20 protein-coding genes and 1 other RNA gene are annotated in these 21,529 nt (G+C 72.7%); 5 read left to right on the top strand and 16 right to left on the bottom strand.

Features of this window, described 5'->3' with window-relative positions; translation table 11 throughout:
• Positions 1 to 40 precede the first annotated feature (40 nt).
• The 8 genes from HED23_RS26340 to HED23_RS26375 form a co-directional block, all read right to left on the bottom strand.
• The gene (locus HED23_RS26340) at positions 41 to 1,303 is read right to left on the bottom strand and encodes a cytochrome P450 (RefSeq protein WP_203185865.1); all 1,263 of its coding nucleotides are present in this window, start codon (positions 1,301 to 1,303) and stop codon (positions 41 to 43) included.
• On the bottom strand, positions 1,300 to 1,908 hold the full coding sequence (locus tag HED23_RS26345) for a GTP-binding protein (protein WP_203185866.1): 609 nt from the start codon (positions 1,906 to 1,908) through the stop codon (positions 1,300 to 1,302). Before HED23_RS26345 ends, HED23_RS26340 begins: the two co-directional genes overlap by 4 nt.
• On the bottom strand, positions 1,889 to 2,260 hold the full coding sequence (locus HED23_RS26350; protein WP_203185867.1) for a DUF742 domain-containing protein: 372 nt from the start codon (positions 2,258 to 2,260) through the stop codon (positions 1,889 to 1,891). Before HED23_RS26350 ends, HED23_RS26345 begins: the two co-directional genes overlap by 20 nt.
• Positions 2,257 to 2,667 (bottom strand): roadblock/LC7 domain-containing protein, encoded by a 411-nt coding sequence (locus HED23_RS26355; RefSeq protein ID WP_099172315.1) that lies wholly within the window; start codon positions 2,665 to 2,667, stop codon positions 2,257 to 2,259. Before HED23_RS26355 ends, HED23_RS26350 begins: the two co-directional genes overlap by 4 nt.
• Positions 2,668 to 2,671: 4 nt before the next feature.
• On the bottom strand, positions 2,672 to 4,354 hold the full coding sequence (locus HED23_RS26360) for a sensor histidine kinase (RefSeq protein WP_203185868.1): 1,683 nt from the start codon (positions 4,352 to 4,354) through the stop codon (positions 2,672 to 2,674).
• Between the two features lie 463 nt (positions 4,355 to 4,817).
• An RNA gene (gene rnpB / locus HED23_RS26365) (RNase P RNA component class A) lies at positions 4,818 to 5,217 on the bottom strand.
• An 18-nt stretch (positions 5,218 to 5,235) separates the two neighbouring features.
• Complete coding sequence (locus HED23_RS26370) at positions 5,236 to 5,769, bottom strand: TetR/AcrR family transcriptional regulator (RefSeq protein WP_203185869.1); 534 nt, start codon at positions 5,767 to 5,769, stop codon at positions 5,236 to 5,238.
• 161 nt (positions 5,770 to 5,930) lie between these two features.
• Entirely contained in the window at positions 5,931 to 7,370 is a 1,440-nt protein-coding gene (locus HED23_RS26375; protein WP_203185870.1) for an RNB domain-containing ribonuclease, read from the bottom strand.
• Positions 7,371 to 7,506: 136 nt separating this feature from the next.
• Between HED23_RS26375 and yaaA the strand changes: the two genes are divergently transcribed.
• Together yaaA and eda are read left to right on the top strand one after the other, a co-directional pair.
• Entirely contained in the window at positions 7,507 to 8,307 is an 801-nt protein-coding gene (yaaA, locus tag HED23_RS26380) for a peroxide stress protein YaaA (protein WP_203185871.1), read from the top strand.
• A gap of 186 nt (positions 8,308 to 8,493) precedes the next feature.
• Positions 8,494 to 9,141, top strand: coding sequence for a bifunctional 4-hydroxy-2-oxoglutarate aldolase/2-dehydro-3-deoxy-phosphogluconate aldolase (eda, locus tag HED23_RS26385; protein WP_203185872.1), 648 nt, complete (start codon positions 8,494 to 8,496; stop codon positions 9,139 to 9,141).
• Between the two features lie 260 nt (positions 9,142 to 9,401).
• Here eda and HED23_RS26390 read toward each other — a convergent pair whose 3' ends face one another.
• From HED23_RS26390 to HED23_RS26410, 5 genes are all read right to left on the bottom strand, one after another.
• Positions 9,402 to 10,187 (bottom strand): sulfite exporter TauE/SafE family protein, encoded by a 786-nt coding sequence (locus HED23_RS26390; RefSeq protein WP_203185873.1) that lies wholly within the window; start codon positions 10,185 to 10,187, stop codon positions 9,402 to 9,404.
• A 10-nt stretch (positions 10,188 to 10,197) separates the two neighbouring features.
• Entirely contained in the window at positions 10,198 to 11,460 is a 1,263-nt protein-coding gene (locus HED23_RS26395; protein WP_203185874.1) for a bifunctional RNase H/acid phosphatase, read from the bottom strand.
• The gene (locus HED23_RS26400; RefSeq protein WP_203187640.1) at positions 11,460 to 12,203 is read right to left on the bottom strand and encodes a zinc ribbon domain-containing protein; all 744 of its coding nucleotides are present in this window, start codon (positions 12,201 to 12,203) and stop codon (positions 11,460 to 11,462) included. The genes HED23_RS26395 and HED23_RS26400 overlap by 1 nt, the downstream gene beginning before the upstream one ends.
• Positions 12,200 to 13,036 (bottom strand): Nif3-like dinuclear metal center hexameric protein, encoded by an 837-nt coding sequence (locus tag HED23_RS26405; RefSeq protein ID WP_203185875.1) that lies wholly within the window; start codon positions 13,034 to 13,036, stop codon positions 12,200 to 12,202. Before HED23_RS26405 ends, HED23_RS26400 begins: the two co-directional genes overlap by 4 nt.
• 84 nt (positions 13,037 to 13,120) lie before the next feature.
• The gene (locus HED23_RS26410; protein WP_203185876.1) at positions 13,121 to 14,158 is read right to left on the bottom strand and encodes an ABC transporter substrate-binding protein; all 1,038 of its coding nucleotides are present in this window, start codon (positions 14,156 to 14,158) and stop codon (positions 13,121 to 13,123) included.
• 576 nt (positions 14,159 to 14,734) lie between these two features.
• On the opposite strand from HED23_RS26410, the gene HED23_RS26415 reads away from it, so the two are divergent.
• Positions 14,735 to 16,126: a hypothetical protein gene (locus HED23_RS26415; protein ID WP_238442315.1), complete on the top strand. Its 1,392-nt coding sequence runs from the start codon at positions 14,735 to 14,737 to the stop codon at positions 16,124 to 16,126.
• A gap of 110 nt (positions 16,127 to 16,236) precedes the next feature.
• Complete coding sequence (locus HED23_RS26420) at positions 16,237 to 16,413, top strand: hypothetical protein (protein WP_203185878.1); 177 nt, start codon at positions 16,237 to 16,239, stop codon at positions 16,411 to 16,413.
• Between the two features lie 186 nt (positions 16,414 to 16,599).
• Here HED23_RS26420 and HED23_RS26425 read toward each other — a convergent pair whose 3' ends face one another.
• A complete protein-coding gene (locus tag HED23_RS26425) occupies positions 16,600 to 18,108 on the bottom strand; it encodes an MFS transporter (RefSeq protein WP_238442110.1) in 1,509 nt (502 codons plus the stop codon).
• A gap of 256 nt (positions 18,109 to 18,364) precedes the next feature.
• Between HED23_RS26425 and HED23_RS26430 the strand changes: the two genes are divergently transcribed.
• Entirely contained in the window at positions 18,365 to 19,906 is a 1,542-nt protein-coding gene (locus tag HED23_RS26430; protein WP_203185880.1) for an MFS transporter, read from the top strand.
• Here the strand turns inward: HED23_RS26430 and pepE are convergent.
• Both pepE and HED23_RS26440 read right to left on the bottom strand, forming a co-directional pair.
• A complete protein-coding gene (pepE, locus tag HED23_RS26435) occupies positions 19,872 to 20,600 on the bottom strand; it encodes a dipeptidase PepE (protein WP_203185881.1) in 729 nt (242 codons plus the stop codon). The two genes, HED23_RS26430 and pepE, sit on opposite strands and share 35 nt — an antisense overlap.
• Positions 20,601 to 20,665: 65 nt before the next feature.
• Positions 20,666 to 21,493 (bottom strand): IclR family transcriptional regulator, encoded by an 828-nt coding sequence (locus HED23_RS26440; protein WP_203185882.1) that lies wholly within the window; start codon positions 21,491 to 21,493, stop codon positions 20,666 to 20,668.
• Positions 21,494 to 21,529: the final 36 nt, after the last annotated feature.

Raw genomic sequence — 21,529 nt, forward strand, 5'->3', positions numbered from 1 at the left:
CCGGAGGCTTCCGGCCGGGCGGGAACACGGGACGAGGAAACTAGGCAGGCTGCGCGGCGAACTCGACCGGGAGCGTGTCCAGGCGCGCTTCCCAGGTGGAGGCGGTCGAGGTGAGCCCGTCGGCCGGCGGGGACAGCCGCAGTCCCGGCAGCCGGTGCAGCAGGACGTCGACGGCGGTCTCGATGATGGCCTGGCCGATGTTCTGGCCGGGGCATTCGTGCGGGCCGCCGCTGAACGCGAGGTGCGACTGGTTGCCGTGGACGGAGACCCCGACGTCGGGACGGATGTCCGGGTCGAGGTTGCCCGCGGCGAGACCGAGCACCAGCAGGTCCCCCTCCTTGATCTGCGTACCGCCGAGCTCCAGGTCCGCGGTGGCGAAACGCCCCGGGAGGACCGCCAGCGGCGGGGTGTTCCACATGACGTCCTCGACGACCTCGGAGACGGCCCGCTGGCCGCTGACGAGTCCGGCCAGGCGCGACGCGTCGGTGAAGATCAGTTCGAGCACCCGGGCCAGCAGGTTGCTGGTCGTGGTGTGAGCGGTGATCAGCACCAGACGCAGATGGCTGACGATCTCGCCCTCGTCGAGGCCGGCGTCGTGCCCGAGCAGCCCGGTGGTGAAGTCGGGGCCCGGCTCGACCCGCTTGCGCTCGGCGAGTTCGCCGAGGATCTGCATGATGCGGTCGTTGTGCGCGAGGGCGTCCGGACCGCCCTTGATGACCTGGGCGCAGGAGACCGCGAGGCTGCGCCCCTCGGCCGCCGGGAGCCCGAACAGCCTCGTCAGTACGAGCATGGGCAGGTACTCGGCGTACTCACCCACCAGGTCGGCCGTGCCCTTCCCGGCGAACGCGTCGATCTGCTTGTTCGCGAAGTGCGTGACGTGGCGCCGGATGCCGCGCCCCGCGAGGGTGTCCAGGTTGTCGGTCACGGCCCTGCGCAGCCTGCGGTGCGGCTCGCCGTCCTGGGACACGCAGTCCGGACGCCAGCCGAGCATCTGGATCAGCGGCGAGGTCTCCTCGACGCCCCCTTCCTTCCAGTCCCGCCAGATGCGCGAATCCCGGCTGAACTGGAGGGGGTTGTCGAGCACGCGCCGGCTCTCGCGGTAGCCGAGGACCAGCCAGGCACGGACGTCCCCTTCGAGGAGTACCGGTGCCACGGCACCGTGTTCCTTGCGCAGCCGCCCGTAGATGCCCTGCGGGTCGATCGCCGCGTCCGGCCCGTACAGCCGGGTGAGGCCGCCCGCGTCCCCGTGCATGACCGGGCAGCCTCGGGTGGCGTCCACGTCGCTCGCCGGGTGATCGGTCATCGGGTCTCCAGAGCGACGCCGGAGCGCGACTTGAGGTGGTGTATCAGCGCGATCAGCACGTCACGGCTGGAGGTCCGGTCGCGGGCGTCGCACGTCACGACCGGTGTGTGCTCGGGGATGTCCAGGGCGTCGCGGATCTCTTCGACCGGGTGGTCCTTGGAGTCGGGGAACACGTTCAGGGCGATGACGAACGGCACGTTCTGCCGCTCCATCTCCTCGATCGCCCGGAAGCTGGAGGCCAACCGCCGGGTGTCCACCAGGACCACTGCCCCGAGGGCGCCCTTGAAGAGGCCGTTCCACAGGAACCAGAACCGCTCCTGCCCCGGTGTCCCGAACAGGTAGAGCACCAGCTCGTCGTTGATGCCGATCTTGCCGAAGTCGAGGCTGACGGTGGTCTGCTGCTTGTCCGCCACTCCGATCAGGTCGTCGACGTCGACGCTGGCCTGCGTCAGCGTCTCCTCCGTGGTGAGCGGCTTGATGTCGCTGACGGAGCGCACCAGGGTGGTTTTCCCGGTGCCGAAACCGCCGGCGATCATCACCTTCACCGAGCGGGTGCCGCCTCCGGCCGCGTGCCGGCCTGGATGGTCAAAGCCTTTGAAGTCCACTGAGTACCTCCTCAAGGAGCGCGAGGTCGGGCCCGCGGCCGGCGTCCGACGCCGGGATGGGGTCGCGGGCTTCGACGCGGCCTGCGTCCAGCAGATCGGCCAGGAGCACCGCGAGTATGTTGAAGGGCAATCCGAGATGGGCGCCTAGTTCGGCCACCGACAGCGGATCGCGGCAGCGCCGGAGTATCTCCTCGTGCTCGTGCTGCAGGCCGGGCTCGGCTGCGGCGCGGGAGATGATGAGGGTCGCCACGTCCAGGGTCGACGCCGAACCACCCGGTCCGCTGCGCCCCCCGGTGAGGACGTAGTACCGCTCGAGACCGGGCGGGTCCGTGGGCCGGCGGGGACCACTCATCCAGGCTGCTCCTCCAGGCGCGGACTGGTGCCGAGGAGCTCACCCATCCTGCGCGCCAGGTCCCTCATCTGATGACCGAGCAGGCCCTGGTCGAGCCCTTCCCTGGCAAGCACCCCGAGGTACGTCTCCACACCTGCCCGCACCACGAAGAGATGGCCGCCGTCGACCTCGATCATCGCCAGGCGCAGCTGCCCCGCGTACGTGGGGAACTGCTCGGCGACGGGCTGCGCGAGTGCCTGCAGGCCCGCGACCACGGCGGCGAAGCGGTCCACGTCGTCCGGGTCGTCGGCGCCGTAGGAGGTGATGGCCTTGCCGTCGCTGGAGGCCACGAGGGCGAAGCGGATCTCCCGGATGCTCTCCGTCAGATCCCGGAGCGCCCAGCTCACGTCGGTTCCCTGTTGCGTCATGGGACTAGTCGCTCTCTTCAGTGCGGTTGGACTCACGGCCGGCAGTCGTCTCGCGGGCGCCCGGGCCGGCGTCCACGGTGACCGCCTCCGGCGGGGTGCTCTCACGTCCGGCGGTGGCGAAGGCGGCGAGGCCGGTGAAGGACGCGTCCGGCGGCACGGCGACCACGGACCCGTCCGGCCGGCCGGCGGTGCTCGGCCGGGCAGCCGGGGTGGCGTCCCGCCTGCTCCTGCGGCGCGGCAGACCACCGGGCGTGGTGTCCATGGTTTCGGCGCCTTCGGTGCTTTCGGTACTTTCCACGGGGACGGCGTGCCGGGCCGGCACGGGGACCGGCTCGGCCCTCTGCACAGCGGGCCTGGCCGGCTCGGTGACGGGGGCGGGCAGGTGGCTGAAGTACTTGTGGGGAACCACCACGACCACGGAGGTACCGAGCCACGGCGAGTCCGCGAAGGTGACCCGGATGCCGTAGCGGCGCGCGAGGGCGCCCACCACGCGCAGGCCCAGGTTGGCGTCCTCCGAGATGCCGCCGAGACCGGGGCCCTTCGAGGTGCCCGCGATGGACTGCTCCGCCTCGCGCTTCCGCTCGTCGCTCAGGCCCTTGCCCGCGTCCTGGATCTCGATGCCGACACCGTTGGGCACCTCCTTGCCGGAGACGACCACGGGCTCGGTGGGCGGCGAGTAGCGGGCCGCGTTGTCCAGGAGGTGGGCGAAGATCAGGGTGAGGTGATCCACCAGACCGCCGTCGACGCCGAGTTCGGGCAGGTGGCGGACCTGGATGCGGTTGAAGTCCTTGATGCGCCCGATACCGCCACGCACCACGCTGAGCAGTCGCTGCGGCTCCTGCCACTGGCGTCCGGGCCGGTCCGAACCACCGAGTACGCCGATGCTGGCGGCGAGACAGTCGGCGGGCCCGATCTCCTGGTCCAGCTCCATGAGGCCCTGGGCCACTGCCGGCAGCCGCCCGTGTTCGCCCTGCATCTCGTGCAGCCGGCCGCGCAGGCGGCCTGTCAGTACGTGGATCCGGCTGCCGATACCGACCACGGCCTGCTCGGCGGAGGTGGAACGATTCAGCTCCTCTTCGACCCCGAGCAGCGAGGTCCGCAGGACCCTGCGGAGAGGGGCACGCAGCTCCGGGCTCGCGTCGGCCTCCTGGCCGACCTCGGCCAGGATGTCGTCGATGGCCTCGCCCTCACGGAGCCGCCTGAACGCTTCGGGAAGGTGACTGTCCGCGATTCGGGCGACGACGGACTGCTTGAACTTCAGCCGTTCCTCAGCCACGCGGGCCCGTTCGGCGATGTCGTTCTCGTACGCCTGTGCCTGCTCGGCGAGCCGGGCCTCGAAGACAGCCGCCTGCTCGCCGAGTTGTGCCTCCAGGGCGGTGCGCTCGGCCGCGAACCTCTGCTCCCTGCCCCGCACGTCCGCGTACAACTGCTGGGAGTGCTCGGCCTGGGCCGAGCGAAGTTCGCCGTCCGCGCGGCCGAGCCGGGTCCGGGTCCGGACGAGAAGCCGTACACATGCCGCGCCGGCGACGGTGACCGCGGCACCCGCGAACGTCGCGGGTATCTGGACCTGTTCCGGTCCCGCCACTGCGGTGGCGACGGTTCCGGCTCCTAAGGCCAGCGGCATCAGCCACCAGCCGTGCCAGGCGACCGGCGCTCGTGCCGTCGGGGGTGGAGTGGCAAGTTCCATCTGCATCCTTCGAGAGCAACACAATCGAACGGGGGTAGTGCGCAGCGCCGCACAGGCCGCGCGGGCAGCGCGGCGGCGGCCGAGTGAGTTCGAGTCAACTCACCGCGCCGCAGGGGAGCCTATCGGGTTTCGATCACAAGTGATCAACTCCCCTCCGCATACCGGGAGGTATTCGATCACGCTCTGGCCGGAACTCTCCGGCCGCCCCCGCGTGCAGTGGAAGACGGGAGCCGTCGGCAGGGCGCGCCACCCGGACGCGCGGACGTAAGGGCCCTGGCGGGAAGCCGCCGAAGGGCCGGAAAGAGCCTTCGGCCCATACCGAAGGCTCTTCCGGAAGGCGGATCGGCGGACGAGCCGCGCCGCGGTCGGTGCCGCAGCAGGGGCGGGCCGCAGCGTCAGCCCGCCGGCGCGTCCACAAGGGCGGTGCGATACCGCAGGGCAGGGGCCTGAGGGGCCTGAGCGGCAGACGAGTCGGGCTGTACGCCGGGTTCTGTCGCCCGGTCGCCTCGCGGCGGCCGGGGAGACGGCCATCCATCTAGGACCGGCATTGCTGCCGGTCTCGTGCGGTCTACCCGCGAACTCGGGCGGGCAGCCCTCGGACGTTCGCGCAGGAGCACCGGGGTGCTCCCTCTTGACCTTGCTCCGGGTGGGGTTTACCTAGCCGCCTGAGTCACCTCAGGCGCTGGTGGTCTCTTACACCACCGTTTCACCCTTACCGAGGACCGAGGTCCCCGGCGGTCTGTTTTCTGTGGCACTGTCCCGCGGGTCACCCCGGGTGGCCGTTAGCCATCACCCTGCCCTGTGGAGCCCGGACGTTCCTCGGGAGGATCCGGGGATCCTCACGCGGCCGTCCGCCCGGCTCGTCTGCCGTGGTGACCATGCTACCCGGCGGGGGCGGCGGTGAAGGCCGCGATACCCGCCTCCCAGGCAGCAGAGAGGTCGGCGCCCGGGGGGAAGCTGCCGTTGAGTTCGAGGACCACCATCCCGTGGGCGAATGCCCAGGCAGCCCGGGCCCGGTCCTCGTCGCCCCCGGCGGCACGGAACAGCGGAGCGGCCGCGGCGTCGGCCGCTCCCGGGGCGGGGAGGGTGCGGCCCATGGTGAGGAGGTAGAGGTGCGGGTGGGCCAGGGCGTAGGTGCGGTAGGCGGTGGCGAGCGCGGAGAAGGAACCCGGGGCCGCCGCCTCGGCGGCCGAGAGGACCCCGGCCGTCTCCCGGAGCATCTCGGCGGCCAGCGCCGCCACCACGGACGACTTGTCCGGGAAGTGCTTGTAGAGGGACGGCGCCTTGACACCCACCCGGTCGGCGAGCCGTCGCATGGTGAGCGCTTCGGGGCCGTCGGCCTCCAGCAGGGCGCGCGCGGCGGCGATGATCTGCCGGGGCCTGCTGGCGGCGGGGGCGGTGGCGAGGTCACTCACGCATAAGGCCTTCCCTGGTACGGAGTCGGTACGCAGTCCGTAGCCGAGGACGTGATCGTACGAGATACGGACAAGCCGGTCGCCGGGGGCCGGTCTGCGGCACGCGCGTCCGTGCGGGCCGCAGGGGCGGACGGACGGCCCGCACGGGACGGTCGCGGTACTCACGCCGGCGCGAACAGCACCTTCGACGAGCCCGGGTCGGCCTGCGTGAGCCGGACCCGCAGCCGTTCGCCCAGCGGGAGCGGCGGGCCGGACTCGATCCGGGCGACGATCGCCGGGTCCTCGATGTGGACGGTGCCGACGGCCGGTTCGTTGTCCTTGACGTCGATCACGAACCCGTCGAAGACCTCGCCGACCTCGCCCGCGAGCAGCGCCGCCTCGACGAGGTCGACGCACTCACGCTCCACCGTGTTCGCGCGGCGGGTCCCCTCGGCCATCTCCTTCGGCAGGCCGGGCAGGGCCCGGACCACCCATTCCGGTGCCTGCCGGCCGGCGGTCGCGGCGAGGCACAGCTCGGCGGTGTAACGGTCGACGAGGCGGCGCAGCGGCGCGGTGCAGTGGGTGTAGAGCTCGGCGACGGCGGCGTGCACGGCGGGGGTGGGGAGCTCGCCGTGGTCGAACACGCTGTAGCCGGCGCCCCGCAGGAGCGTGGTGCACTCCTGGAGGAACGCCGCGTGGCTGCCCTTCGCCGGGTCCAGCGAGCGGATCACTTCGGCGTAGGGGACATGGTGCGGCCATTCGACGCGCAGGGCTTCGGCGGAGCGTCTGAGCCGGGCGACCGCGCCGTCGGGCGCCACCGGCAGCGTACGGAGGATGCCGGTGCCCGAGTCCCGCATGATCCCGGCGGCCGCCATGCCGGTGAGCAGCGAGATCTGCGCGTTCCAGCCTTCGGCGGGCACGGGCGCGCGGTAGTCGAGGCCGTAGGTTCCGTCGCGCCCGACGATCTCTTGCTGGGGCACGTCGAGCGAGATGCCGCCGCGGGCGATCTCCTGCTGTTGGCGCAGCAGGCCGATGTCCCTGAGCAGGGCGAGGGGCTCCTCGGCCGTACCGGCGTCGATCTGCCGCTGGACGCCCGCGGGGTCGAGCTTCGCGCGGCTGCGTACGAGGGCGCGGCGCACCTCTGCGGTGACGGCACGGCCCTCCGTGTCGAGGTCGATGCGCCAGAGTGCGGCGGGGCGCGTCTCGCCGGGGAGGAGGCTGGCGGCTCCTTCGGAGAGCACCGGGGGGTGCAGGGGGACCTTGCCGTCGGGGAAGTACAGCGTCGTCACCCGCCGGTGGGCCTCGGTGTCCAGCGCTCCGCCGGGCCGGACGAAGGCGGCGACGTCGGCGATGGCGTAGTGCACCCGGAAGCCGTGTCGGCGCCGCTCCAGATGCATCGCCTGGTCCAGGTCCTCGGAATCCGGCGGGTCGATGGTGAGGAACGGAAGGTCGGTGGCGTCATGGTGGCCGGAGACGTCCGGTGTCCTCGCCGCGTCCCCGGCCTCGGCGAGTACGGCGGGCGGGAAGCCGGCCGGCAGGCCGAGCTCGGTGCGCAGGGCTCGCAGGGCCGCCCGCAGCGGGGTGCCGTCTGCGCCGGTGATGTGTAGCTGGCGGCGGGGCATGCCACCGAGCGTAGGCCGGGGCCGTGGGGTCGGCATCCCGGTCGGCCGGGCCGGCTCCGGGCGGACCGGCCCGTACCCTTGCCGGAGGGTCTCCGCGCGTGAGGGGGCCCTGTGCCGCGTATGAAGGAGATCGCCCGTGCTCGTGCTGTTGCCGCCCTCCGAAGGTAAGGCCGCCTCGGGGCGCGGGGCACCGCTGAAGCCGGAGTCCCTGTCCCTGCAGGGTCTCGCCGACGCCCGGGCGGCGGTCCTCAACGAGCTGGTCGAGCTGTGCCTGGCGGACGAGGACAAGGCGCGTGAGGTGCTCGGCCTGAGTGAGGGGCTGCGGGGCGAGGTCGCGAAGAACACGGAGCTGCGCACGGCCGGGACCCGGCCCGCCGGGGAGATCTACACCGGTGTGCTCTACGACGCCCTGGACCTGGCCACGCTGGACGCGGCGGCCAAGCGTCGCGCCGGGAAGTCGCTGCTGGTCTTCTCCGGGCTGTGGGGCGCGGTTCGGGTGGGCGACCGGATCCCGTCGTACCGCTGCTCGATGGGGGTGAAGCTGCCGGGCCTGGGCGCCCTGAACGCGTACTGGCGCGCGCCGATGGCGTCGGTGATGCCGGAGGCGGCCGGGGACGGGCTGGTCCTGGATCTGCGATCGTCCGCCTACGCCGGGGCGTGGAAGCCCTCGGGCGAGGTCGCGGAGCGCACGGCGAGTGTGCGGGTGCTCCAGTCACAGGTGGTGAACGGCGTGGAGAAGCGGTCGGTGGTCAGCCACTTCAACAAGGCGACCAAGGGCCGGATGGTCCGGGACCTGCTGCTGGCGGGGGCGCGGCCGAAGGGTCCGGCCGAGCTGGTGGAGGTGCTGCGCGACCTCGGACACGTCGTGGAGGTGCAGGCCCCCGGGCGGGCCGGGCGGCCGTGGGCGCTCGACGTGGTGGTCACCGAGATCCACTGATCGCACGGGGGCGCGTCGGTCCACGGATCACACGGGGCACGTCGGTCCACTGATCACACACGTCTTCGCTGATCACCTACGCACGGTGGCCACTGACACACGGGCGCAGCGCCGACCGACCGTCGAGCGTTGCAGCATACGCAACGCGCGTTGCGCATTGTGCGGTTATCGCGGCAGGATGAGTCCATGACCTCCTCCGCGCCCGCCGCCGTGTCCGCTTCCGTGCTGGACCTCGCCCCCGTAGTCCCCGTCGTCGTGCTGGAGGACGCCGCCGACGCGGTGCCGCTGGCGCGTGCGCTCGTCTCCGGCGGGCTGCCCGCGATCGAGGTCACGCTGCGGACGGCCGCCGCCCTCGACGCGATCCGGGCGATCGCCTCGGAGGTCCCCGGAGCGGTGGTCGGCGCGGGCACGGTGATCTCCCCCGCACACGTGACGGAGACCGTCGCGGCGGGAGCGCGCTTCCTCGTCAGCCCGGGCTGGACGGACGCCCTGCTGGACGCGATGACGGCGTCGGGTGTGCCGTTCCTGCCGGGCGTATCGACGACGTCCGAGGTGGTCGCGCTGCTGGAGCGCGGGATAACGGAGATGAAGTTCTTCCCCGCCGAGGCCGCGGGCGGCACCGCCTACCTGAAGGCCCTGTCCTCCCCCCTCCCCCAGGCCCGGTTCTGCCCGACGGGTGGCATCTCGCTCGCATCGGCGCCGTCCTACCTCGCCCTGCCCAACGTCGGCTGCGTGGGCGGCAGCTGGATGGTGCCCGGTGACGCGGTGGCGGCGAAGGACTGGGCGCGCGTGGAGCGGCTGGCTGCCGAGGCGTCGGCGCTCGGACGAGGCTGAGACCGAGGCCGAGCACCGCGATCGGCCCGAACACCTGGACGTTCGGGCCGGCTCACGCACCCGACGCGCGGGTCGGCTCACGGCCGGACCCGAGGATGATCGGCTCACCGCGAACGGCCCTAGGTCGCCTCACCGCGAACGACCCGAGGATCGGACACGCGGATCGGCTCACGGGCCGGACGCGCGGGTCCGCCAACCCGGCCCGCGGATCGGCTCACCGACTCGACGCACGGTGGATCACCCGCTCGTCGACGAGCGGTTCAGCTCGCCGCCTGGACCGCGTACAGCAGGCCGATGCCCAGGGCGAGCACGCCCAGCAGGAGCCGTAGCCCCGTCTCGGGGAGGCGTGGCTGGAGCCAGGCCCCGAGGTAGCCGCCGCAGAGCCCGCCGAGGCCGCATGCCAGGCCCAGCGCCCAGTCGGGCGCGATGTCGCCCGTGGCCGTCAGGGACAGCAGCGCGTAGGTGCCCGCCCCCGCCAGGGACGTGACGAACGTGCAGGCGAGCGCGGCGGGAGCGACCTTGGCGACGGGCACCCCGCGCCCGACGAGGATCGGGCCGAGCAGGGAGCCTCCGCCGATGCCGTAGACACCTCCCGCGATGCCGACGGCGAGGGCGAGGCCGGTGGTGGCACGGGGCGACGGTGCTGCGGCGGCCGCAGTGCGGCGGGCGGGACGCAGCGTACGGGCGCACAGCCACGCGCCCAGCGGGAGCAGCAGGACGGCCATGAACGCCCGGAAGACCGTGGGGCCCGGCACCGCGAAGACCCGGATCACCGCGCCGATCACGACCCCCGGCACGGCGCCCACCACGAGCAGCCGGGTCAGCGGACCGCGCAGCCCGCCGTTGCTGCGGTAGCGCAGGAGGGCTCCGGGACAGGACACCACGTTGTACAGCAGATTGGTGGGGGTCACGGCCGGGCTCGGCACTCCCAGAATGCTGACCTGCACCGGCAGCAGGAACACGGCACCGGAGACGCCCACGGGCGCGGTGGCCACAGAGATCAGCAGTCCGGCGACGAAGCCCAGGAGTCCTGTGGACCAACTCACCGAGGCGCCGCTACCGCAGGTGTGACGTGTCGTTGAGGAGTCTCAGCGACGGGTTCCCGTCCGCGTAGTACGCCACCGTCGAGACGGAGGCGGGCGAGAGCTCCATGCGGAACAGCGACTCCGGCGGGGCGCCCAGCGCGAGCCGGACCAGGGTCTTGATCGGGGTGACGTGCGTGACCAGGAGCACCGTGCGGCCCGCGTAGCGGGCGATCAGCCGGTCGCGCGTCGCGGAGACCCGCTCCGCCACCTCGGCGAAGCTCTCGCCGCCGCCCGTGGGCGCCACGTCGGGGGACGCGAGCCAGGCGGTGAGGTCGGCGCCGTGGCGCTCCCGCACCTCGGCGAAGGTGAGGCCCTCCCACACTCCGAAGTCCGTCTCGCGCAGCCCTTCCTCGATGCGGACCTCCAGGCCGAGGCGGACGGCCACGGCTTCCGCCGTCTCGCGGCAGCGGCGCAGCGGGGAACTCACGATCTCCTCGACCGTGCCACGCGCGGCGAACGCCTCCGCCGCGCAGGCGGCCTGGTGCCGGCCGGTCCCCGACAGCTCGGGGTCCCTGCCGCCGCTTCCCGAGAACCGCTTCTCAGGGGTGAGTGCCGTCTCGCCGTGCCGGAGCAGGACGAAGGTGGCGGGCGCGCCCAGGTCGGGGGCGCTGCCCCAGCCCACCTGCACGGACTCCGCCGGAGCCGCCTGTGGGGTCACCGTCGCCGGGCGGGCGGCGGCCATCGCGGCGCGGACCTTCGCCGCGCCCGCCACCGCGTCGCCGGGCGTCCCCGCCGGGGAGGGTGCGGAGCCGGCCGGTGTGCGTGGAGCGTCCAGCTCGGCCGTCGAGGACGCCCGGTCCCACTGCTCGCCCCGCCTGCCCGCGTCCATCGCCTCGTTGGCGAGCCGGTCGGCGTGCTTGTTCTGCGCGCGCGGGATCCACTCGTACGTGACCGAGGAGGCGGGCAGGATGCTCGCGGCCTCCGCGGCGAGCGGCTTCATGCCGGGGTGCTTGATCTTCCAGCGGCCCGACATCTGCTCGACCACCAGCGTGGAGTCCATCCGGACACGCACCTCCACGGGCGTGTCCGGGAACAGCTCCTTCACCGCCCTGAGACCGGCGATCAGGCCCTTGTACTCCGCGACGTTGTTCGTCGCGACCCCGATGTACTCGGCGGCCTCGGCGAGCGTCCCGCCGTCGAGGGGGTCGATGACGACCGCGCCGTAGCCGGCGGGCCCCGGGTTGCCCCGGGAGCCGCCGTCGGCCTCGACGACCAGCCTGCGGGGAGCGGACACTACAGGCCCGAGTCCGCGGTGCGCACCAGGATGCGGTGGCAGTTCTCACAGCGCAGGACGGTGTCGGGGGACGCCGCCTTCACGTCGTTGACCTCGGTGATGTTCAGCTCCAGGCGGCAGCCCTCGCAGCGGCGCTGGTAGAGCCGGGCCGCGCCGACGCCGCCCTGCTGGGCGCGCAGCTTGTCGTACAGCTTGAGCAGGTCGGCGGGTACGGCACCCGCGACGACCTCACGGTCCTTGGCCACGGTGGCGGCCTCGGCGTCGAGCTCCTGGGTCGCGGCGTCCCGGCGGGCGGTCGCGTCGTCGGCCTTGGCCTGCACCGCGCTGACGCGCTCGGTCAGTTCGGCGACGCGCTCCTGGGCGGACTCGCGGCGCTCCATGATCTCGAGGACGACGTCCTCCAGGTCGCCCTGGCGCTTGGCCAGCGAGGTGATCTCGCGCTGCAGGCTCTCCAGGTCCTTCGGCGACGAGACCGCGCCGGAGTCGAGCCGCTGCTGGTCGCGGACGGCGCGCTGGCGCACCTGGTCGACGTCCTGCTCCGCCTTGGTCTGCTCGCGGGTGGTGTCGCTCTCCTCGGTCTGCGAGGCGACGAGCAGGTCGCGCAGCTGCGCGAGGTCGCTGTTGAGCGAGTCCAGCTCGGCGTGCTCGGGCAGCGACGTGCGCCTGTGCGAGAGCTGCGACAGACGTACGTCGAGTGCCTGGACTTCGAGGAGTCGGATCTGGTCGGCGGGCGCGGCGTTCAGTTGGGGGCTCCAGAAGAGTGGTGGGTGGTCCAGGGGTCGGTGACCTGCTTCGAGACGTGGACCCTCAGGTCCCATCCGTGGCGGTCGGAAATCGCGTCGAGCTGCGCGGCGGCCTGCTCGCACCAGGGCCACTCGGTGGCCCAGTGCGCTGCGTCGACGAGGCCGAGCGGCGAGTGCTGAACGGCCTCGGAGGCCGGGTGGTGGCGCAGGTCCGCCGTGAGGAACGCGTCCACGCCGGCGGCGCGTACGGCGCCGAAGAGGCTGTCGCCGGAACCGCCGCTCACCGCGACCCGGCGCACGAGCGCGTCCGGGTCCCCGGCTGTCCGGATGCCCTGCGCGGTGGCGGGCAGTCCGACGGCGGCGCGTGCCGCGAAGTCGCGGAGGGTCTCGGGGTGGTCGAGCTCGCAGATCCGGCCGAGTCCGCGGTGCCCGCGGGAGTCGGTGGGGTCCGGCACCAAGGGGCCGGTGACCCGCAGGTCCAGGGCGGCGGCGAGGGCGTCGGAGACCCCGGGGTCCGCGGTGTCGGCGTTGGTGTGCGCCACGTGCAGGGCGATGTCGTGCTTGATCAGCCCGTGCACGACCCGGCCCTTGAAGGTGGAGGCCGCGACCGTCGTCGTACCGCGCAGATAGAGCGGGTGGTGGGTGACGATCAGCTGCGCGCCGAGGGTCCGGGCCTCGTCGGCCACCTGCTGGACGGGGTCGACGGCGAAGAGGACCCGGTCGATCTCCGCACCGGGGTCACCGCAGACCGTGCCGACGGCGTCCCATTCCTCGGCCCGCTCGGGAGGCCAGAGGGCGTCGAGTTCGGCGATGACTTCAGACAGACGGGGCACGGAGGAAAGGCTACCTGTCCGCCGTGCCCCGTCGCCCCTGGCCGCCGGGGCCCGTGCAGTGGGAACGGCGGCCGGTGCGAATCGTTACGCGACGAGGTCGGCGCGGAGGTCGCCGAGGACCAGCTTCGCGGAGGTGACGCCGAGACCGAGGTACCACGTCTCGTCGGAGACGTCCTTGGCCTGGCCCGCCTTCACCGCCGCGAGGTTCTTCCACAGCGGGTTGGCCCGGGCGGTGTCGCGCTCGGTGGCCTTCGCGTCACCGTAGACCCCGGTGAAGATCCAGTCGGCGTCCGCCTGGTCCATGTTCTCGGAGCTGATCTCCGCGGCGAGATCGTCGATCTGCTGGTTCCCGGGCCGGGGCAGGCCGACGTCCTGGAGGATCGTGCCGATGAAGGACGCCTTGGCGTAGAGGCGGATCTTGTCGGGCATGTAGCGGACCATCGAGACGGTCGGCTTGTCCGGGCCGATGTCCTCGCCGAGCTTCTTCGCACTCACCTCGTAGGCGGCGAGTTCGGACTCCGCCTTCGCGGTCCTGTCGAGCGCGGCGGCGTTCAGGAGGTAGTTCTCCTTCCAGGTGAAGCCCGGGCGGATGGAGAACACGGTCGGTGCGATCTTCGAGAGCTCGTCGTACTTGTCCGCGGCGCGCAGCTGGCTGCCGAGGATCAGGTCCGGCTTCAGGCCGGCGATCGCTTCGAGGTTGAGGCTGTTGATCGTCCCGACGCTCGCCGGGTTCCCCGCGTCCTTCTTCAGGTACGACGGGATGGCGTCGTCCCCCTCGGACGGGGCGTAGCCGACGGGCTTCACACCGAGCGAGACGACGTTGTCGAACTCGCCGACGTCCAGCACGACCACGCGCTCGGGCGCCGCCTCGATCACGGTGCTGCCCATGGCGTGGGTGACCGTGCGGGGGAACACGCCGGCTTCGGCGTCGGTCCCGTACTCCGCGGTCTTCTTCGCCGCGGCGGCGAAGTCCTTGCCGCCCGTGGCGACGGCCGCCTTCTTGTCGCCCCCCGTGTCACCACCCGCCGAGCCGCCTGCCGTGCCGCCGCCGCATGCCGAGAGGGAGAGGGCGGCGGCGACCGCGAGACCGATCGCGGCGGTGCCGCGGCGTCTGAGGGACATGTTCTGCTCCAGTTCGGGACGTACACAGGAAATTCTTAGGGAAGCCTCACCTTAGGCGCGTGAAGAAGCACAAGCACACTCCCCCCTGCCTCCGCAGGGAAATCGGGACATCGGCACCCTTATGTGTGAAGTGGTGTGGCTCGGATTGTCCGGCGGGGAGTGCGAAATCTAGCTTCGGTTGCCGGAGGTGACCGGACCATGACTGCCTGTGCCATCGAGGACAAGACCGCCGGAGTCACAAGCACTGCCGCGGCGTCCCGGCCCGCGCCCGAGCCGGCGGGACCGGACGGGCCGGCCGAGCCCTCGGAGCCCCGCCCAGCGGGCGCGTCGGACGACGGCGCGGACCCGCTCAGAGCGGGCGCGTCCGACCGGGGCCCGGAACGCGCCACGGCGAGGGTGCCCGGCCCGGACGCCGGTCAGACGGCGAGGACGCACGACCCCGTCTCCGGGCCGGGCGGCGCCGGGATGCCCGACGCCACCCCCACCGTCGCGGTCGTCTCCATCGGCCCCGGCAGCGCCGATCCCGTGGCCCTCGGCCCCGTCGGCGTCGGTCCCGTCGGCATCGGTCCCGTCGGCATGCGTGCCGTGAGGCTCGGTCCTGGCATCGCCGGTCCCGGCGGCCGGGGCGCGTCCACGGCCTCATCTGTGAAGTCCGGCGCGCACGGCGGACCCGCAAGGGCTGTCGCGCCCGCCCCTCATGGCCCTTCCGTGCCGCCGGTCCCGCCGATGCCACCGGCCCCTCCCGTCCTCGCGTCGCCGGGGCCCTCGTCCTTCGTACCGCTCGTGCGGACCGGGTCCCCCGTGTCTCCCGGGCGGATCCAGGCACCACGGACCGTCGCGACGGCCATCCCCACGGGCCCGTCGCGGCCCCTGCCGCCCTCGCTCACCCTGTCCGCCGACCACGCGTACGCGGCGCGGCTGACCACGGCGGGGCAGGCGGGCGAGCACTCCTGGTTCCCCGAGCGCTGGACACTGGACGGCCCCGAGCCCTACGCCGTGCCCCTCCCCCTCGACCAGCCGGAGGACGCCGAGGCCGATGTGCTGCCGCTCTCGGACGGGCGGGTCCTGATCCGGCGGCGGGTGGAGGCCGACCGGCACACGTTCTCGCTGCTCTATCCGACCGGTCCCGGCACGGGTGAAATCCTGCTGGGGGTCCTCGACTGTGCGGACCTCACGCTCCTCCCTCCGTCCCCGGACGGCGTCGGCGTTTTCGCCCTGCTCCCCGGGGAACGCTCCACCGGTGTCTGGCTGGTGACGGGCGGGGCGTTCGGCCCCGAGCATGTCGCGGACGTCCCGGGGCGCTGTTCGGGCGGAGTCTGGCTGGACCGTGAGGGCCGTCTGCTCGCGCTGGACCGGCAGATGCCCGGCGGCGGCCCGGTGAAGGCGGTCGTCGTGGACCTGGAGCGCGGCGGCGAGGTGACCCCGCTCCTGCAGATCGCGCCGGAGAGCAACGACCGGTTGCTGCTGGCCGACGCCGACAGCGGCCTGCTTCTGGTCCGGTCGGACGCACCGGGCCACGACCGGCTCGGCTGGGGCGTGCTCGGCAGCTGTCTCCCGGTGCGGTTCCCGGAGTGCCTGCGCACACCGGACGGGACGCTGACCCCGTTCGCCGTGCAGCCGGGCCAGATGCTGATGCCCGAGAGCTGCGCGGTGGCTCTGCGGATCGACGGTGCGGCGGGCAGCTGGGTGGGGCTGTGGCGTCCGGCGGGACGTCGGCTGCACCAGTTCGCGGCGCCCGGCGGGTGGCTGGCCGGATCCGGGTTCTGGACCCGGGACGGCGTGCTGCACCTGCCGTACGCGCAGGAGGGCGCCCCCTGTGCCGTGGCGCTGCTGGAGGCTCCCGTGGACGAGCCCCGCCGGACCGCCGCGCCCGGAACGGACGCGTCCGGCCACACCCCGGCTTTCGGTGTGTGCAGACCCGTTCCGTTGGGGCAGGCGCCTCTCACCGGGCGCACCGCACCTGGATAAACTCTCGACGGGGCTACGCAGCCGTTCCGCGCGGGCGCCGACGGTGACCGTGCCGGGGGCGGCGGGGCTGCGACACACACGTAAGCGATTGCAACGGGGAGACTTCCCACATGTCTGAAGCCCGAACCGACACGACCCAGACGCGTCCGCCGGAGGCGGACACGGACCGGGGCGAAGCCGGCGGCTACGGAAAGCACCGAGGAGGCGCATCGGCGGACAGCGCGGCCGCGCAGCCGCACGGCCGTCACCGCCGCCCCTCCGAAGGGGGTGGCAGTGCGGCGGCCTGAAACCGCTCCGTAGGACACGAGGGCCGTCGCAGCCGCCGGGCTGCGGCGGCCCTTGTGTGCGGCGTGCGTGCGGCCCGTCAGCAGGGCTGGCTCTGACCTCCGGCACGGTACGGCGTCCGGCCGGCGGGCGTACCGGCGCCGTCGCGGTGGGCCCGGCCGCAGGGCACCTCTTCGGGCCCGAGGCCGTCAGGCCTCCGGGGAGTGCAGCGCCGCCGGGGCGGCCTCCTTCCCGGAACGCCCCCCGAGGCCACCGGCTCGCGAGCCCGGGCCTCTCCGCGTGTCCGTTTCCCGGCTTCCCGGCAGCCAGATCAGCATCATCAGTGCTCCTGCCGTCAGCACCAGGGCGGACGTGCGGAAGGCCAGGGCGTATCCGGCCGTGATCTCCGCGGCGCCCGTCGAGCCCCCGGTGCGGCCCGCCGCGACCGTGGAGAGCACGGCGAGGCCCAGCGCACCGCCCATCGTCCGGGAGGTGTTGACCAGTCCGGAGACGAGTCCGGCGTCGCCGGGGGCCGCTCCGGAGGTGGCGAGCGTGGCCAGCGGGGTGGAGGCCAGTCCGACTCCGGCCATCATCAGGACGCCGGGGAGACAGACCGCGGTGAGGTAGGAGCCGTCCACGCCCATGGTGGACTGCCAGCCGAAGCCGGCCGCGGCGACGAGGACGCCGGTCACCGCCAGGGGCTTGGCGCCGGTCCGCGCCATGATCGCGGGTGCGGCCTTCGCGCCCACGAAGACGGCGGCGGAGCTCGGCACGAGCGCGAATCCGGCCTCCAGCGGTGTGTAGCCCAGCACGTTCTGGGCGTAGACGGTCATGAAGTACCACATGCCGAAACTCGCCGAACCCAGGATCAGCATCGACACGTTCGCCGCCGACACGGCGCGCACCCCGAGTACGCGCAGCGGCATCAGGGGCGCGGCCGCCCTGGCCTCCACCAGGACGAACACGCCGAGCAGCGCCGGGCCGCCGAGCAGGGGCACCAGGGTGGCGGCGCCGGTCCAGCCGGCGGCCTCGGTCTGTACGACGCCGTACGCCGTCGTCGCCAGGCCCGCCGTGACGAGCACCGCGCCCAGCAGGTCCACTCGGCGCCGGTCGCCCGCCCGGCCCTCCGCCAGCCACACCGCCGCGCCGGCCAGGACGAGGACACCGACCGGCACGTTGATGAGCAGCACCCACCGCCAGGAGAGGGCGTCGGTGAGCACCCCGCCGATCAGACCGCCGGCCGCTCCGCCGCCCGCGCCGACCGCCATCCAGGTGCCGATCGCCCTGGTCCGCGCGGCGCCCTCGGGAACGGCGGCGGTGAGGATCGTGAGCGTCGCCGGGGACAGCACGGCCGCGCCGAGTCCCTGTCCCGCGCGGGCGGCGAGCAGCTGCCAGCCCTCCTGAGCGAACCCGCCGGCGAGTGAGGCAGCGGTGAAGAGCCCGAGCCCGGTCAGGAACATGCGTTTGCGGCCGTATATGTCCGCCGCCCGTCCGCCGAGCAGCATGAAGCCGGCGAAGGCGATCGAGTAGGCGTTGACGACCCACTGCAGCCCGGGGCCGCTCAGGCCCAGGTCGGTCCGCATGGAGGGCAGCGCCACATTGACGACGGACACATCTAGGACGACCAGGAACTGGCCGGTGCAGGCGGCCGCGACCACGGCCCACGTACGGGTTCTCGATCGGGCGGGAGGCAGCGTGGGCGGGGGGACGTCAACCATGGGTGTCATACTCCCAGGCCATTCGTGCCCCGTACATTGGTTACCGATCCCCCATCGGTCCCGTCGGGCCTCCGCCCTCTGGCGTAGGCCCTTCGCCGACTTCCCTCTTTTTACGCCGCGTTCACCGGAATATCGCGGGCGTACGGAAGTGTTCAACATGCACACACTTGGTGGTGAGCGCCGCCCGCGGGCGGCGCTCACGCACGCTCCACCCAGCTCGATCTTCCCCACCTTTCCCTGCCCGGAGGCCTCACGTATGCGACGGACGACGAACCAACGGCAGGGCCTTCACACAGAGCTCCCCGACCCGCGCAAGGGCAAGGGCAAGGGCGGTGTCGTTCCCGTACTCGCCTTCGCGGGGATCACCGTCGCGGTGATGCAGACCCTGCTCGTGCCCGTCATCAAGGACCTGCCGTCCCTCCTCGGCACCGACCCGGCGAACGCGACCTGGGTGATGACGGCCACCTTGCTCGCCGGGGCGGTCGCGACCCCGATCATGGGGCGGCTCGGCGATCTGTACGGCAAGCGGCGGATGCTGCTCGCCAGTCTCGCCGTGATGGTGTTCGGATCGCTGATCTGCGCCTCCACCGACGACCTCGTGGTCATGATCGTCGGACGGGCCCTCCAGGGCTTCGCCATGGGTGCCATACCGCTGGGGATCGGCATCATGCGCGACGTGCTGCCGCGCGAGAAGCTCGGCTCGGCGATGGCCCTGATGAGCTCCTCCATAGGCGTGGGCGGCGGACTCGCGCTGCCCGCCGCCGCACTCGTCGCCCAGCACGCCGACTGGCACGCGCTCTTCCTCGGTTCGGCCGCGCTGGGTGTGCTGGCCATGACCCTGACTGTCCTCGTGGTCCCGGAGCCCCCGCTGCGCGCCCCGGGACGCTTCGACCTCGTCGGCGCGCTGGGGCTCTCCCTCGGCCTGGTCTGCCTGCTCCTGCCCGTCACCAAGGGCAGCGACTGGGGCTGGACCTCCCCACTGACACTCGGGCTGATCGCCGCGTCCCTGGTGATCCTGGTGCTGTGGGGCCTGTTCGAGCTGCGCTCCCCGGCACCGCTGGTCGATCTGCGTACCAGCGCACGCCGTGAGGTGCTGCTCACCAACCTCGTCTCGATCATGGTCGGGGTCGCCTTCTACGCCGTCTCGCTGGTCCTGCCGCAGCTGCTCCAGCTGCCCAGGTCGACGGGGTACGGCCTGGGGCAGTCCATGGTCGTGGCCGGGCTCTGCGTCGCGCCGCTGGGTGTGACCATGATGTTCGTCGCCCCGCTGTACGCCAGGCTCTCCGCCCGTCGCGGGCCCAAGACGACGCTGATCCTGGGCATGCTGGTGATCGCCGTCGGGTACGGCGCGGGGCTCGGCCTGATGAGCGCCGCCTGGCAGACCGTGGTGATCGCGGTGGTGCTGGGCGCTGGTATCGGGCTCGCGTACTCCTCGCTGCCCGCCTTGATCATCGGGGCGGTCGACGCCTCCGAGACCGGTGCGGCCAACGGCCTGAACACACTGATGCGGTCGATCGGCACCTCGTTGTCGAGTGCGGTGATCGGCATGGTGCTGGCGAACACATCGGTGCGGATGGGTTCGGTGGACGTCCCCACCATGGAGGGCTTCCGGACCTCGTTCGTGATCGCCACGGGAGCGGTGCTGATCGGCCTCGTGCTGGCCGCGTTCCTTCCGGCGCAGCGGCCGGCGCGCCCGGTGCTGCTGGCCAGCAGCGCGGGCGACGCTCTCGCCGCGGCGGAGTCCGCCGCCGCGGCGGTGCCGGTCAGCGCTCCGGAGCGTCGAACCTCGGCTCCGTAGCCAGCAGCTCGGACACACCGGTTCCGGCCGCGAGCTCCCGCGGCCGGGCACCACGGGTGAACAGCCGGGCGGGCCGGGCTCCCTGGACCGTCGCCTCGTTCTCGGTGACGCGGAGCCAGGAGCCCTCGCGCAGCCCGAGCACGGGGACGTCGTTCTCCTCCAGGAATTCGGTGAGCCGCTCCTCGCGGGTCTCACCCTTGTGGGTACTGGCCGGGTCCGGGTCCAGGTAGTGCGGGTTGATCTGGAACGGAACCAGTCCCAGCGCGTCGAAGGACGGCGGCTGCACGATGGGCATGTCGTTGGACGTGCGGAGGGTCGGCGCTGCCATGTTGGTGCCGGCGCTGGCCCCCATGTAGGGCATTCCGTTCCGTGCCGCGTCGCGCACCGCGTCGCGCAGGCCGGTGCGGTACAGGGCTGCGAGGAGCCGGAAGGAGTTGCCCCCGCCGATGAACACGGCGTCGGAGGCGGCGAGTTCCGCGACGGGATCGGAGTTCTCGTGGACTCCGCGCACGGTGACGCCGGACGGCTCCAGCGCCGCGCGGACGCGCACGGTGTACGTGGTGTGGTCGGCCAGCGCGTACGGCACGAAGGCCAGCCGGGCGTTCGCGGGGAGGAACGCGGTGACGGTGTCCAGAGCGTGCTCCAGATAACCGCGGCCGTACTGGGTGGAGTTGGAGAGCAGCAGCAGATTCACGGGTGTTCCTCGCGGGGGCAGGACGGCGGCACACGGAGGCCGGCCGGGCGGTGTAGGGGCAGGGGTCAGGCGGTGCGGGGGCGCCCCGCGCGGGACTTCGGCCGCTGGGGCGGGTGGGTGAGCCGCTGCTCCAGCAGGTGGGCGGCGTGCCGCAGCGCGTCGAGCCGGTCGTCGGGCGCACCCCGGAAGCGGTCCTCTCCCCCGCCGAGGCTGAGACTGCCGTAGGGCTCGCGCCCCAGGAACACAGGGACGGCGACGGTGGCGATCCCGGTGTCGTACTCGCCGACGGTCCACGCGTACCCCTGGGCGCGGACCTTCAGGAACTCCTGCTCCAGCAGGTCCGGGTCGGTGACCGTGCGGTCGGTGAAGCGCGCCATGGGCCGGCCGCGGAAGAGCCGGTGGCGCTGGTCGTCGGGCAGGTAGGCGTAGAAGGACTTGCTGGTGGCCCCGGCGTGCGCCGGGTAGAGCTCGCCTACCAGCGGGTAGTAGCGCAGCGGCCCGGTCTCCCCCTCCTCGGCGGCCACGCACCGCATGTGGAAGCTGTCGGGCAGGCAGAACAGGACGGTGTCGCCGGTGGTCCGGCGCAGCTCCTCAAGCACCGGCGCGGCCAGCAGCTCCAGCGATCCGGAGCGCTCCCAGAGCCGGCCGAGCCGCAGCACCGCCGGTCCGATGCGGTAGCGGCGGGTCACCGGGTCGGACACCAGGAAGCCGCGGCCCGCGAGTGTGGCCAGCAGGCGCTGGGCGACCGAGGTGTCCCAGCCGAATTCCTCGGCGACCTCGGTGACGCCCCAGTCGGGCCGGGTGCGCTCGAAGGCGAGCAGCACCAGGAGGGCACGGTCGACGGTTTGCAGGGCCCCGGTGGGGGTGCGCCGGTCCAGATCGAAGTCGGCCATCAGCATCTCACCATTCAGACCTGAATTGCAGATAAC

The sequence above is a fragment of the Streptomyces pratensis genome (genome assembly GCF_016804005.1).
In the GTDB taxonomy this organism is placed as follows: domain Bacteria; phylum Actinomycetota; class Actinomycetes; order Streptomycetales; family Streptomycetaceae; genus Streptomyces; species Streptomyces pratensis_A.